The organism is Streptomyces hyderabadensis, assembly GCF_020404845.1.
Classification (GTDB): domain Bacteria; phylum Actinomycetota; class Actinomycetes; order Streptomycetales; family Streptomycetaceae; genus Streptomyces; species Streptomyces hyderabadensis.
Genome location: NZ_JAIOJZ010000057.1, coordinates 1 through 14,041, shown reverse-complemented (window position 1 = coordinate 14,041; position 14,041 = coordinate 1). Strand labels below are relative to the sequence as shown.

9 protein-coding genes are annotated in these 14,041 nt (G+C 71.2%); 5 read left to right on the top strand and 4 right to left on the bottom strand.

Annotated elements, in window-relative coordinates:
• Positions 1 to 25 precede the first annotated feature (25 nt).
• Together K7854_RS31355 and K7854_RS31350 are read left to right on the top strand one after the other, a co-directional pair.
• On the top strand, positions 26 to 1,852 hold the full coding sequence (locus K7854_RS31355) for an AMP-dependent synthetase/ligase (protein ID WP_226029934.1): 1,827 nt from the start codon (positions 26 to 28) through the stop codon (positions 1,850 to 1,852).
• A gap of 83 nt (positions 1,853 to 1,935) precedes the next feature.
• Positions 1,936 to 2,769 (top strand): aldo/keto reductase, encoded by an 834-nt coding sequence (locus K7854_RS31350; RefSeq protein ID WP_308112582.1) that lies wholly within the window; start codon positions 1,936 to 1,938, stop codon positions 2,767 to 2,769.
• Positions 2,770 to 2,833: 64 nt separating this feature from the next.
• On the opposite strand, the gene K7854_RS31345 is transcribed toward K7854_RS31350, so the two are convergent.
• From K7854_RS31345 to K7854_RS31335, 3 genes are all read right to left on the bottom strand, one after another.
• Positions 2,834 to 3,535: an SDR family oxidoreductase gene (locus tag K7854_RS31345; protein WP_226029933.1), complete on the bottom strand. Its 702-nt coding sequence runs from the start codon at positions 3,533 to 3,535 to the stop codon at positions 2,834 to 2,836.
• Positions 3,536 to 3,646: 111 nt separating this feature from the next.
• The gene (locus K7854_RS31340; RefSeq protein WP_226029932.1) at positions 3,647 to 4,585 is read right to left on the bottom strand and encodes a class I SAM-dependent methyltransferase; all 939 of its coding nucleotides are present in this window, start codon (positions 4,583 to 4,585) and stop codon (positions 3,647 to 3,649) included.
• Between the two features lie 157 nt (positions 4,586 to 4,742).
• On the bottom strand, positions 4,743 to 6,482 hold the full coding sequence (locus K7854_RS31335; RefSeq protein WP_226029931.1) for a cellulose 1,4-beta-cellobiosidase: 1,740 nt from the start codon (positions 6,480 to 6,482) through the stop codon (positions 4,743 to 4,745).
• 543 nt (positions 6,483 to 7,025) lie between these two features.
• Between K7854_RS31335 and K7854_RS31330 the strand changes: the two genes are divergently transcribed.
• Positions 7,026 to 9,947, top strand: a complete 2,922-nt coding sequence (locus tag K7854_RS31330; protein WP_226029930.1) for a glycoside hydrolase family 48 protein — start codon at positions 7,026 to 7,028, stop codon at positions 9,945 to 9,947.
• A 138-nt stretch (positions 9,948 to 10,085) separates the two neighbouring features.
• On the top strand, positions 10,086 to 12,758 hold the full coding sequence (locus K7854_RS31325; RefSeq protein ID WP_226029929.1) for a xyloglucanase: 2,673 nt from the start codon (positions 10,086 to 10,088) through the stop codon (positions 12,756 to 12,758).
• Here the strand turns inward: K7854_RS31325 and K7854_RS31320 are convergent.
• Positions 12,751 to 13,431 carry a hypothetical protein gene (locus tag K7854_RS31320; protein ID WP_226029928.1) on the bottom strand — a complete coding sequence of 227 codons (681 nt, stop codon included), beginning with the start codon at positions 13,429 to 13,431 and terminating at the stop codon, positions 12,751 to 12,753. The two genes, K7854_RS31325 and K7854_RS31320, sit on opposite strands and share 8 nt — an antisense overlap.
• A gap of 281 nt (positions 13,432 to 13,712) precedes the next feature.
• On the opposite strand from K7854_RS31320, the gene K7854_RS31315 reads away from it, so the two are divergent.
• Positions 13,713 to 13,958 (top strand): hypothetical protein, encoded by a 246-nt coding sequence (locus tag K7854_RS31315; RefSeq protein WP_226029927.1) that lies wholly within the window; start codon positions 13,713 to 13,715, stop codon positions 13,956 to 13,958.
• Positions 13,959 to 14,041: the final 83 nt, after the last annotated feature.

The window sequence follows — 14,041 nt, the reverse complement described above, 5'->3', positions numbered from 1 at the left end:
GTCATCGAAAAGCGGGGAGCGGGGTTTGCGCGAGTTCACCAGTCCTCCGTTGACGTTGGCCCCACCGGTGGGCGGTCTGGCCGACATCGTCTTCGAACATGCCGAGCAGGACCCGCGGCACATCGCGCTCGGCCGCAAGGACGAGGCCGGGCAGTGGCGGGACGTCACCGCCGGCGCCTTCCGCGACGAGGTGCTGGCCCTCGCCAAGGGGCTGCTCGCCCAGGGCATCCGCTTCGGCGACCGGGTCGCCATCATGTCCCGCACCCGCTACGAGTGGACCCTCTTCGACTTCGCCCTGTGGACGATCGGCGCCCAGGTGGTGCCGGTCTACCCGACCTCCTCGGCCGAGCAGTGCCTGTGGATGCTCTACGACGCCGAGGTGACGGCCGCGGTCGTGGAGCACGAGGACCACGCGATGACCATCGCCACCGTCATCGACCGGCTGCCGCACCTGCGCGGCCTGTGGCAGCTCGACTCCGGCGCCGTGCAGGAGCTGTACGACGCGGGCGCGCACCTGGACGACGAGGTGGTGCACCGGCACCGCAAGGCGGTCACCCCGGACTCGGTGGCCACCGTCATCTACACCTCGGGCACCACCGGCCGCCCCAAGGGCTGCGTCCTGACCCACGGCAACTTCATGTACGAGGCGGACACCGTCATCGCGCGCTGGGAGCCGGTGTTCCACTCCAAGCGGGGCGACGAGGCGGCGACCCTGCTCTTCCTGCCGCTCGCGCACGTCTTCGGGCGGATGGTGGAGGTCGCGGCGATCCGCGGCCGGGTCCGCTTCGGCCACCAGCCGCAGCTCAACGCCGCGGCCCTGCTGCCCGACCTGGCCGCCTTCCGGCCGACCTTCATCCTGGCGGTGCCGTACATCTTCGAGAAGGTGTTCAACGCGGCGCGGCGCAAGGCCGAGAAGGAGGGGAAGGCCGGTCCCTTCGAGAAGGCCGTCGACGTGGCCGTGAAGTACGCCGAGGCGGTGGAGGCGAAGGCCTGGGGCGACGGTCCCGGCCCCTCGGCGGGCCTGCGGATGCAGCACCAGCTCTTCGACAAGCTGGTCTACGCCAAGGTCCGGGCCGCGATGGGCGGACGGATCCGCAACGCGATGTCGGGCGGCTCGGCGATGGACCGGCGCCTGGGACTGTTCTTCGCGGGCGCGGGCGTGCAGATCTACGAGGGCTACGGACTGACCGAGTCCACGGCGGCCGCCACCGCCAACCCGCCCGAGCGCACCCGCTACGGCACCGTCGGGCAGCCCATACCGGGTGTGACCGTGCACATCGCGGACGACGGCGAGATCTGGCTGAACGGCGGCAACGTCTTCGAGGGCTATCTGAACAACCCCAAGGCCACCGACGAGACCCTGCACGACGGCTGGCTGGCCACCGGCGACATCGGTGCCCTGGACGAGGACGGCTACCTCACCATCACCGGCCGCAAGAAGGAGATCCTGGTGACCTCCGGCGGCAAGAGCGTCTCCCCGGGCCTCCTTGAGGAGCGGGTGCGGGACCATCCGCTGGTCAACCAGTGCATCGTCGTCGGCAACGACCGGCCCTACGTCGCCGCGCTCATCACCCTGGACCACGAGGCGGTCGAGCACTGGCTGACGATGCGCAACAAGCCGCAGATGGCCCCGGCCGACCTGGTGCACGACGCCGACCTGGAGACCGAGGTGCGGCGGGCGGTGGTCGCGGCCAACACGCTGGTGTCGCAGGCCGAGTCGATCCGCACCTTCCGCATCCTCGCCCAGCCGTTCACCGAGGAGCACGGACTGCTGACGCCCTCGCTGAAGCTGAAGCGCAAGGCCATCGAGAACGCCTACGGCACCGAGGTCGAGGCGCTCTACACAGCGTGACTTCCACGGTCAGGAATGCGTCGGGGCTCGTGATCGTTGACGATGGGAGTACCACCTGACCACAACCGAAGGATCAAGAGCTCGTGAGCAGCAAGGTCCCCCCGATCATCCTGAACAACGGCGTCGAGATGCCCCAGCTGGGCTTCGGCGTCTGGCAGGTGCCGGACGACGAGGCCGAGACGGCCGTCGCCCAGGCCCTGGAGGCCGGGTACCGCAGCATCGACACAGCGGCGATCTACGGCAATGAAGAGGGCACCGGCAGGGCGATCGCCGCCTCCGGTCTGGCCCGCGAGGACCTCTTCGTCACCACCAAGCTCTGGAACAGCGACCAGGGGTACGACTCCACCCTCCGCGCCTTCGACACCTCGATGGCGAAGCTCGGCCTGGAGTACCTCGACCTCTACCTGATCCACTGGCCCATGCCGGCCAGGGAGAAGTACGTCGACACCTACAAGGCGTTCGAGAAGCTCCTGGCCGACGGGCGGGTGCGCGCCATCGGCGTGTCCAACTTCCTGCCCGAGCACCTGGAGCGGCTGACCGCCGAGACGTCGGTGATCCCGGCGGTGAACCAGATCGAGCTGCACCCGCACCTCCAGCAGCACGCCGCCCGGGAGGTGCACGCGGAGCAGGGCATCGCCACCGAGGCCTGGTCCCCGCTCGGCTCCGGCAAGGGCATCCTGGACATCCCGGCGATCGTCGCGATCGCCCAGAAGCACGGGCGCACCCCGGCCCAGGTCGTGCTGCGCTGGCACCTCCAGCTGGGCAACGTGGTGATCCCCAAGTCCGTGACGCCGTCCCGGATCAAGGAGAACATCGACGTGTTCGGCTTCTCCCTGGACACCGAGGACCTCGCGGCGATCAGCGCGCTGAACGAGGACCGGCGCCTGGGCTCGGACCCGGCGGACGTCAACTCCTGAGCGGTGCCGCACACGGGAGGGGCCCGGCCGCGCGTGCGGCCGGGCCCCTCCCGTCTCCCGCGGGTCAGTTGGGCTGCCCCAGCGGCCGTACGACCACGGTGTTGACGTCGACCCCGGCGGGCTGGGTCATGGCCCAGACGACCGAGTCGGCGATCTGGTCGGCGGTGAGCAGGCCGCCGGGCGGCAGGCCGCCGATGCCGTCCCAGAACGGGGTCTCCACCCGGCCGGGCGCGATCAGGGTCACGCCCACGCCCCACTGCGTCACCTCGCGCCGGGTGTTCTCGGCGAGGCCGGTCACCGCCCACTTGGTGGCCCCGTAGATGTTGCCCGGGGTGTTGACGAAGCCCGCGACACTGCCCACCAGCACGATCCGTCCGCGGGTCTCCTTGAGCGCGTCGATGGACGCCCTGATCAGCAGGGCCGGGCCCAGGACGTTGGTCAGCACCATCTCGGTCCAGCCCGCGGGATCGCCCTCGGCGACCGAGTCGTGGGTGGCGAAACCGGCGTTGGCGACGACCGTGTCCAGGCGGCCGAACTCCTTCAGCGTGGCCTCGACCGCGGACACCACCTGCTCGTGCTCGGCGGCACTGCCCCGGATCGTCAGCAGCCCCTCCGGGTCGCCGAGTTCCGCGCTGAACGCCCGCAGCCGCTCCGCCCCGCGTCCCGTGACGGCCACCCGCTGCCCCGCCTCCAGCAACCGCCGGGCGACGGCGGCCCCGATGCCGCTGCCGCCACCGGTGATGAGTGTGACCGGTGTGTCGGGCATGACTCCCCCTGTGTCTGTTCGTCTCTTTCACGGACAGCGGGGAGTCCATCACTTGGAGCGCTCTCGATGTCAAGCGCCGGTGTCGGGCGACGGCCTCGGCGGCGCCAGGCCTCAGACCGGCCGTACCGCCGTGTACACGGTGTGCGCCACCAGCACGAACAGGTCCTGGCGGCGGTGTACGCCCGCCTCGTCGGCGGGGTCGAGCAGCCGGTCCAGGGTGGCGCGGTCCCCGGCGTCGAGCCGCTCGCCGATCCGCTCGCGCAGCCGGGACAGCGACGTGGTGACGTAGTCGCGGGCCGCGTCGGAGAGGGGCGCGGGCAGGTCGAGGAGGAAGCTGCGGGTGCCGGTGTGCTTCAGCCCGGCGGCCGTCAGCATCGCCGGCCAGTCCTCGGTCTCGGCCACGGAATCCGGCAGGTCCGCGCGCATCTCGGCGAACGCGTCCTCCTCCACGGCGCGGATCCTGGCCTGGAGCCCGGGGCGCCCGAACCCGAGGTCGCGGGGCAGGAACCGGGCGGGCAGTCCGCCCTCCAGGATCGCCAGTGTGCCGCCGGGCGCGAGGTGCCCGCCGAGCGCGGCGAGGGCGGCTCGCTGGTCCGGCAGGTGGTGCAGGCTCTGGCTGGCCCACATCAGGTCGGCGGGGTAGTCCAGCTCGGACAGGGCGCCGGGCAGGTCTCCGGTGAGGGTGCCGAAGCGGTCGCCGAACCCGAGCCGCTCGGCACGGGCGCGGGCCCGCTCCAGCAGCGGTCCGGCGCCGTCGGCGGCGACGACCCGGGCGCCGGGGAAGGTGTCGGCGAACAGGCAGGAGACGACGCCGGGCCCGCTGCCGACGTCGACGACCAGGCCGGGCTCGGTCACCTCCCGGGCCAGCCAGGTCAGGGCCTGCCGGTACAGCGGCGTGTACAGCTCGGCCTGCGCCTCCAGGTGCGGGGCCATCTCGGCCCAGTCGATGTCGGCGTGGTCGTGAGTGTGCCCGTTTCCGTGCCCGTTTCCGTGCCCGTGTCCCTGCTGGTGGACGGAGCCGTGTGTGTCGTGGTGGTGGTCGTGCGCCATGCCGGTAGCCTCCCGTTCGCGGTGCCGCCAGCGTGCGACGACTCACCGGCCGGGGGCAACAGATGTTGCCGCTCCCGCAAAAAAGAGGAGGCCACCGGGGCCCGGCCCGCAAGGACCGGACCCCGGCGGCTCATCCGCGCCGCGCGCGGGGACCCGCTCACGACAGGGGCGGGTAGGCGTTCTTCATCAGCTCCTGGAACTGCGCGGAGAACCAGGCCCCGGAGATCGGGGCGTCGGGCAGGGCGCCTGACATGTTGTTGCCGTTGCGCGGGTTGCCCGTGTAGGTGGGGTCGCACATCCGGTCGAAGCCCTTGCCGTCCGGGTTGTCGATCAGCTTGCTGGAGCCGTCGGACTCGCCCGGGGGCTTCATCCACACGTACGCGTCGATCCCGGCGGCCGGGCTGGCCTGCGGGCGCTCGCCGAGGCCGGCGCCGGACTGGTTGCACCAGTTGCCGAGGTGGATGCGGCGGTCGTAGCGTCCGCCGTCCACGTAGGCGTCGACGCTGGTCTGCGGGCCGGGGCCGGCCGGCCTGGCCGAGCCGCCCCAGCCGTTGCGGGAGGTGTCGATCAGCATGCCGAGGTTCGTGTCGAAGCCGAGCGAGACCAGCTTGTCGCGCATGGCCTGGGCGTAGGACAGTTCGTCGGTGTACTGGTTCCAGTCGACCCACTTGGACTGGCGCACGGAGGTCCCGTTGACGGAGTCCGTGATCTTGAAGTTCTCCTCCTTCAGGGCGCTGTAGTTGGCGGTGTTGACGATGAAGCCGTGCACGTCGTCGAGGGTCGCCCCCTCGGTGGTGGCGGCGGTCTTGAACATCTCGGCGGAGGGCCCGAAGTTGCTGTCCCAGCCGAGCCAGCCGTGGTGGCCCGCGTCGACGTAGTTGTAGACGTTGCCGACATCGCCGAGCTTGTTCAGGGCGTAGCCGACGCCCTTCTGGTAGTTGCCGTTGGCCTTCATGATGTCGCAGTTCTCCGTGGCGGTGGGCCGCCCGGAGACGTTGGTGACGAGGTTGGGCAGCGAGTCGATCTCGACCGTGGTGACGATCCGGAGGTCCGCGTACTTCGAGTCGGAGAGGATCTCGGCGATCGGGTCGATGTACTCGGTCTTGTACCGGTCGATCTCGGTCGGGCCCAGCTCGCCGTTGGAGGCGAGGGCGGAGCAGTCGCGGCCCGGCAGGTTGTAGATGACGAGCTGGACGACCATCTCGCCGGAGCCCTTCTGCTCCAGCGCCGCGTCCAGGTGGTCGCGCAGGCCCATGCCGCCGTTGGCGCCCTCGATGGCGGCGATCCGGTCGAGCCACACACCGGTCGGCTGGTCGGCGATGCGGTCGCCGCCGGGCTCGGCGGCGGCGTGGGCGGACCACTCGGGGTTCACGTAGACCTTGGCGCCGTCATAGGGGTTGTCCACCCGGTCGCCCGGGCCGGTGGGGTCGGTCGGCGGGTCGGTGGGGTCCGTCGGCGGGTCCGTGGGGTCGGTTCCGCCGTCGACGTTGCAGGTCACGCCGTTGAGGGTGAAGGTGGCCGGGATCGCGTTGGCGCCGCTGTAGGTAGCCTGGAAGCCGAAGCTCGCCGAACCGCCGGTGGCCAGGGTGCCGTTGTAGGACTCGTTGGCCGCGGTGACGGCGGCACCGCTCTGACTTACCTTCGCGTTCCAGCTGTTGGTGACCTTCTGGCTGCCGGCGTAGGTCCAGCCCAGCGACCAGTTGGACGTGGCGGCGCCGTTGTTGGTGACGGTCACGGCGGCGGTGAATCCGCTTCCCCAGTCGTTCTGCACCTGGTAGTCGACGGTGCAGGCGGCGGCCGCGGCTCCGGCGCTCGCGGAATGGGCGGCCAGTGCCGTGCCGGAGGCGCCGGCGACCAGGGTCAGGGCGGCGAGCATCGCGGTTCTGGTACGGGTCATGAGTGCGGGTTCCTTCTTTCGTGGGGGTGCTGCTGTCGTCCGGCTTTCGTGGGGGTGCTGCTGTCGTCCGGGGCCGCGCCCGCGTCGGCGCGGCCCGCTGCCGATCGGCACACGGGTGCCGTCGTGAGCGGTCAGGAACGGCCCGCGGGCACGGTGGAGCGGCCCGAGGGGTGAGCGAACCGGCGCAGCGGCCGGCGGGGCGTCGGACAGGTGGCGGCCACGACTGCGGCAACGGCTAAAAGTCCTGAACGCGGAAGGTGGAGCGGGGGGTGGCGCATGAGCGACTCCTTGCAGTTCGGACGCGCCGTGACGGCCGCGTCGACTGGTGGAACCGCTCCCACTGGTGCAGCGAAGGTAGCGCCAAGTGACGGTAAAGAACAGAGGAGTTACCGACTTTCTCCCCGCCGGACCTGTCGAATCTTTTCGACTGTTCACACATCTTGACCGCGCCAGGCACCCTCCCCACTATGGGAGCGCTCCCACTGGTTCAAGGCTTGTTGCTCCTCCCCCACCCTCTCCGAGCCGCAAGGAGGAACCAGCACCATGCACTCAGGTCACAGACCCAGACGCCGCACCGCGCGGCGCTGGTGGACCGCCGCGCTGGCGGCCCTCGCACTTCCCCTCACGATGCTGGGCACAGGTTCGACTCCGGCCCAGGCGGCCGCACTTCAGTGCAGCGTGGACTACAAGACCAACGACTGGGGTGCCGGCTTCACCGCGGAGCTGACGCTGACCAACCGCGGCACGGACGCCATCGACGGCTGGACGCTGACGTACTCCTACGCGGGCAACCAGAAGCTCACGAACGGCTGGAACGGCGCCTGGTCCCAGTCCGGGCAGCGCGTCACCGTGAAGAACGCCTCGTACAACGCGCGGATCGCCGCCGGGGCCGCCGTCTCCGCCGGCGGGCAGTTCACGTACAGCGGCAGCAACGCCGCGCCGACCGACTTCGCGGTCAACGGCACCTCGTGCGTGGGCGCGCACCAGCCGCCGATCACCGTGCTGACCAGCCCCGAGGCGGGCGCCGTGTACTCGCAGGGCGAGGCGGTGCCGCTGGCGGCCACGGCGGCCGCCGCCGACGGTGCCACGATCAGCAAGGTGGAGTTCTACGACGACACCACGCTGCTGGGCACCGATACGAGTTCGCCCTACACGTACTCGACCTCTGGTTTGACCGTGGGCAGTCATTCCCTGGTGGCGAAGGCCTACGACAGCATGGGCGCCTCCGCGGACTCCACCCCGGTCGGCGTCACGGTGGCGGCCGGACCGACCGTGGTCGCCTCGCCGGGTCAACTGGGCGTCCAACAGGGCGAGTCGGGGACGTACGAGGTCAAGCTGTCGGAGCAGCCGACCGCCGACGTGACCGTGACGACCGCCCGCGCGAGCGGCAACACCGGCCTGACGCTGACCGGCGGGGCGAGCCTCACCTTCACCCCGTCGAACTGGGACACCGCCCAGGAGGTGACCGTCTCGGCGGACGCCTCGGGCAGCGGCTCGGCCGTCTTCGAGTCGACCGCCCCCGGGTACGGCAAGGCCGCGGTCACCGTGACCCAGCTGGCGGCGGCGAAGGACTACGACGCCCGCTTCCTGGAGCTGTACGGCAAGATCACCGACCCGGCGAACGGCTACTTCTCGCCCGAGGGCATCCCGTACCACTCGGTGGAGACCCTCATCGTCGAGGCCCCGGACCACGGCCACGAGACCACGTCGGAGGCGTACAGCTACCTGCTGTGGCTCCAGGCCATGTACGGCAAGGTGACCGGCGACTGGACCCGGTTCAACAACGCCTGGGAGATCATGGAGACGTACATGATCCCCACCCACGCCGACCAGCCGACCAACTCCTCCTACAACGCCTCGAAGCCGGCGACCTACGCGCCCGAGCTGGACACGCCGGACGAGTACCCGGCGCCGCTGGACGGCACCGTGCCGGTGGGCTCCGACCCGATCGCCGGTGAGCTGAAGTCGGCGTACGGCACGGACGACGTGTACGGCATGCACTGGCTCCAGGACGTCGACAACACCTACGGCTACGGCAACTCGCCCGGCAAGTGCGAGGCGGGCCCCTCGGACACCGGCCCCTCCTACATCAACACCTTCCAGCGCGGCGCGCAGGAGTCGGTGTGGGAGACGGTTCCGCAGCCGACCTGCGACGCCTTCAAGTACGGCGGTAAGAACGGCTACCTGGACCTGTTCACCGGTGACGCCTCCTACGCCAAGCAGTGGAAGTTCACCAACGCCCCGGACGCCGACGCGCGCGCGGTGCAGGCCGCGTACTGGGCGGACATCTGGGCCGGGGAGCAGGGCAAGAGCGACGAGATCTCCGCGACCCTGGACAAGGCCGCGAAGATGGGCGACTACCTGCGCTACGCCATGTTCGACAAGTACTTCAAGAAGGTCGGCGACTGCGTCGGGCCGTCGGCCTGCCCGGCAGGTACCGGCAAGGACTCCTCGCACTACCTGCTGTCCTGGTACTACGCCTGGGGCGGCGCGGTGGACACCTCGGCCGGCTGGGCCTGGCGCATCGGCTCCAGCCACACCCACGGCGGCTACCAGAACCCGCTGGCCGCGTACGCGCTGAGCACCGACCCCGACCTGAAGCCGAAGTCGGCGACGGGCCAGTCGGACTGGGCCAAGTCCCTGGACCGGCAGGTGGAGTTCTACCGCTGGCTGCAGTCCGACGAGGGTGCCATCGCGGGCGGCGCGACCAACAGCTGGCAGGGCCGCTACGCGACGCCGCCGGCCGGGACGCCGACCTTCTACGGCATGTACTACGACGAGAAGCCGGTGTACCACGACCCGCCGTCCAACCAGTGGTTCGGCTTCCAGGCGTGGTCCATGGAGCGGGTCGCCGAGTACTACCAGCAGAGCGGTGACGCCGACGCGAAGGCGGTCCTGGACAAGTGGGTCGACTGGGCCCTGTCGGAGACGACGGTCAACCCGGACGGCACGTTCCGGATCCCGTCGACGCTCCAGTGGTCGGGGCAGCCCGACACCTGGAACGCCGCGTCCCCGGGTGACAACGGCGACCTGCACGTCACGGTCGCGGACTACACCAACGACGTCGGTGTGGCGGCGGCGTACGCCAAGACCCTGACGTACTACGCCGACCGCTCGGGCGACACGGAGGCGGCCTCGACCGCCAAGGCGCTGCTGGACGGCATGTGGGAGAACAACCAGGACGCGCTCGGCATCGCCGTCCCGGAGACCCGCGCCGACTACAACCGCTTCGACGACGGGATCTACGTCCCGAGCGGCTGGAGCGGCACCATGCCGAACGGCGACACGATCGACGCGTCGTCGACCTTCGCCTCGATCCGCTCCTTCTACCAGGACGACCCGGCCTGGTCGAAGATCGAGAGCTACCTCCAGGGCGGTGCCGCGCCCACGTTCACGTACCACCGGTTCTGGGCCCAGGCGGACATAGCCCTCGCCATGGGTTCGTACGCGGAGCTCCTGGAGTAGCCCCGCGAGGCGCTCCGCGTACCGGTCCCGTCACCGGACGACGGGACCAACCGACCGGGCGGCCCCTGCCCGCACCTGGCCCGGGGCCGTCCGGTCCTCGCATGTGTTCTGTTCCTGACGGAAGGACGGTTCCCCACCGTGCGAAGAACCCGGATCCTGACCGTGCTGCTGGCCCTCGCGGCCGGTCTCCTGGCGGGCAGCCCGCCGACCGCCCTGGCCGCCGGGCCGGCGTCGCGGGCGACCGTCGCCGCCGACAGCTACACCTGGAAGAACGCCCGTATCGACGGGGGCGGCTTCGTCCCCGGCATCGTCTTCAACCGGGCCGAGAAGGACCTGGCCTACGCCCGCACCGACATCGGCGGGGCCTACCGCTGGCAGGAGTCCTCCCACACCTGGACGCCGCTGCTCGACCACGTCGGCTGGGACGACTGGGGTCACACGGGCGTGGTCAGTGTCGCCTCCGACCCGGTCGACCCCGACCGGGTGTACGCGGCGGTCGGCACGTACACCAACGACTGGGACCCGACGAACGGAGCCGTGCTGCGCTCGCCCGACCGGGGCGCGACCTGGGAGAAGACGGACCTGCCGTTCAAGCTGGGCGGCAACATGCCGGGCCGCGGCATGGGCGAGCGGCTGGCCGTCGACCCGCACGACAACGACGTGCTGTACCTGGGCGCGCCCAGCGGACACGGCCTGTGGCGGTCCACCGACGCGGGCGTCACCTGGTCCGAGGTGACGGCCTTCCCGAACCCCGGGAACTACGCGCAGGATCCGGGCGACACCTCCGGCTACGCCTCCGACAACCAGGGCATCACCTGGGTCACCTTCGACGAGTCCACGGGCGGCGGCGCGGGCACGCCGACGGGGACGGTCTACGTCGGCGTCGCCGACAAGGAGAACGCGGTCTACCGCTCCACGGACGCGGGCGCCACCTGGGAGCGGCTGGCCGGCCAGCCCACGGGCTACCTGGCCCACAAGGGCGTGCTGGACGCCGAGAACGGCTACCTGTACCTGGCGTACAGCGACACGGGCGGCCCGTACGACGGCGGCAAGGGCCGCCTCTACCGGTACGCGACGGCGACCGGCACCTGGACGGACATCAGCCCGGTGGCGGAGGCGGACACCTACTACGGCTTCAGCGGCCTGACCGTCGACCGGCAGCATCCGGGGACGGTGATGGCGACCGCGTACAGCTCGTGGTGGCCGGACACGCAGATCTTCCGCACCACGGACAGCGGCGCGACCTGGACCCAGGCGTGGAGCTACACGTCGTACCCGGACCGCGAGAACCGCTACACGATGGACGTGTCGTCGTCCCCGTGGCTCACCTGGGGCGCCAACCCGTCGCCGCCCGAGCAGACCCCGAAGCTGGGCTGGATGACGGAGGCGCTGGAGATCGACCCGTTCGACTCGGACCGGATGATGTACGGCACGGGTGCCACGGTCTACGGCACGGAGAACCTGACGGACTGGGACGACGAAGGCGGCACCTTCACCATCGAGCCGATGGTGCGCGGCCTGGAGGAGACGGCGGTCAACGACCTGGCCTCACCCCCGTCGGGCGCCCCGCTGCTCAGCGCGCTGGGTGACGTCGGCGGCTTCCGGCACACCAGCCTGACCGAGGTGCCGTCGATGATGTACACCTCGCCGAACTTCACCTCCACCACGAGTCTGGACTTCGCGGAGACGAAGCCGGACGTCGTGGTCCGGGCGGGCAACCTCGACTCCGGCCCGCACATCGCGTTCTCCACGGACAACGGCGCCAACTGGTTCGGCGGCACCGACCCGGCGGGGGTCAGCGGCGGCGGCACGGTCGCGGCGGGCGCGGACGGCAGCCGCTTCGTGTGGAGCCCGGAGGGCACGGGCGTCCAGTACACGACGGGCTTCGGCACCTCGTGGCGGGCGTCGGCCGGCATCCCGGCGGGCGCGATCGTCGAGTCGGACCGGGTGGACCCCGCGACCTTCTACGGCTTCAAGTCCGGGACGTTCTACGTCAGTACGGACGGCGGCGCCACCTTCACCGCGTCGTCGGCCACCGGGCTGCCCGCCGGGGACAGCGTCCGCTTCAAGACGCTGCCGGGCGGGGAGGGCGACGTCTGGCTGGCGGGCGGGGCGGCGGACGGCCCGTACGGCCTGTGGCACTCCACGGACGGCGGCGAGACCTTCACCAGGCTGCCGGGCGTCGACGCGGCGGACACCGTCGGCTTCGGCAAGGCAGCCCCGGGAGCGTCGTACCAGACCCTGTTCACCAGCGCGGAGATCGGCGGCGTGCGCGGCATCTTCCGCTCCACCGACGAGGGCGCGACCTGGACCCGCGTCAACGACGACGCCCACCAGTGGGGCTGGACCGGCGCCGCCATCACCGGCGACCCGCGGGTCTACGGCCGGGTGTACGTGGCGACCAACGGCCGCGGCGTCGTCTACGGCGACACCTCGGACACCGGCGGGGGCACCGGTCCGGGGCCGGGCCCCGACCCGGGCCCCACCGGCGCCTGCGAGGTGACGTACACCGTCACGAACCAGTGGCCGGGCGGCTTCCAGGCGGACGTCCGGCTGACCAACACCGGCACGTCGGCCTGGAACGGCTGGTCCCTCGACTGGTCGTTCCCCGGCGGCCAGCAGGTGACGCAGATGTGGAACGCCGAGCACCGCCGGTCCGGCGCGGTGGTGACGGCGAGCAACGTCGGCTGGAACGCCGTCGTGGCCCCCGGTGCCTCGGTCGGCTTCGGGTTCACCGGGAGCTGGTCGGGGACCAACGCGGAACCGGAAGGGTTCGCGGTCGCCGGACGGGCGTGCCCGACCGCTACGTGAGGGGGCCGGTGAAGATCGCGGTCTCCGAGTCGAAGTCGGGGGCGACCTCGATCTGGATCAGCTTCTCGCCCTTGGGGAGTTCGCAGCCCCAGGGCACGTTGATCGACCGGCCGGCCAGGAGCTTGGTCTGCGGACTGCCGTCGAGACCGGTTTCGGAGTCGAAGACGGACTCGCTGCTGCGACCGTCCTTGCCGTAGGAGCAGTTGACGGTGAGCAGCGTGATGTCGAGGGTCTTGGTGCCGCTGTTCACCACCTTGACCGTGAACCGGGCGTAGGGGGCCTTCTCGGGCATGGCGTACTCGCTCGACACCGCGCGCTCGAAGCCGGACAGGCTGACCTCGACGTCGGACTCGTAGGTGACCGTCTCGTCGAGCGCGTGGACACCGTCGTCGGTCTCCTCGGAGGCCGCGGGGGCCTCCTCCGCGGCCTCCTCCCCGGCCGCGGGGGCCTCGCCGCCGCTCGCGGACGCCGTCTCGGTGACGGTGACCGTGGGCGCGGGTCCCGCCTCGTCGTCGCCGGTGACTCCCGCGGTGACGGCAGCCGACACGGCCGCGGCCACCACCGCGGCGGCCACGGCGACGACCGCCGTGCGGTTCTTCCTCGGCGGCGGGGGCGGCGGCACCGGTGGCGGCCCGTAGGACGGCATGGGCGGCGGTGTGAAGTTGTTGCTCATGGTTCCCCCCGGGGGATGGTGCTGTTGCGTGGTGCATCATCTCCCGGTGCGCCGCCATGTGGAGATCCTGTGACGAAATCGTGTCCATGATCGCCGGTGCGGGCCCGTCCGTCCGGCCCCGGCCGGGTCCGCGGGCCCACGCGGCCGCCCGTGAGGGCGCGTGCCGACGGCGCCCTCTGCCGGGTCCGTGCCCCATGTGCCCGTTTCACGCCCTTGTGGCGCTGCCGCCCTTCTTCGACCGTTGAGTGGGCGGGAGTGGTGGCGAGGACTGGGGGCACTGCATGGCACGAAGCTGGGAGGGACCGGCGGGGCGGCTGCTGCTCGGACTTGCGGTGCTGCTGCACCGGACGGTCACGGACAGGGCCGCCAAGAGAAGACTCGAACACTGGCGCAACGCCGCGCTGCGCGCCGCGCACCGGCGGGGCGTGCCCGTCGAGGTGCTCGCCTCCCGGACGCGGCTGACGCAGCGGTGGGTCAGGACGGTGGTCACCGGCGGGAAGCCCCCGCCGGTGGACGAGGGCCCGTGAGGGTCAGGGTGGGTAGACCGGCGGGGGCGGGGGGGGGGGGGCGGCCGCGCCGCGGAAGTAAAACTGGGGGGGGGGGTGGGGTT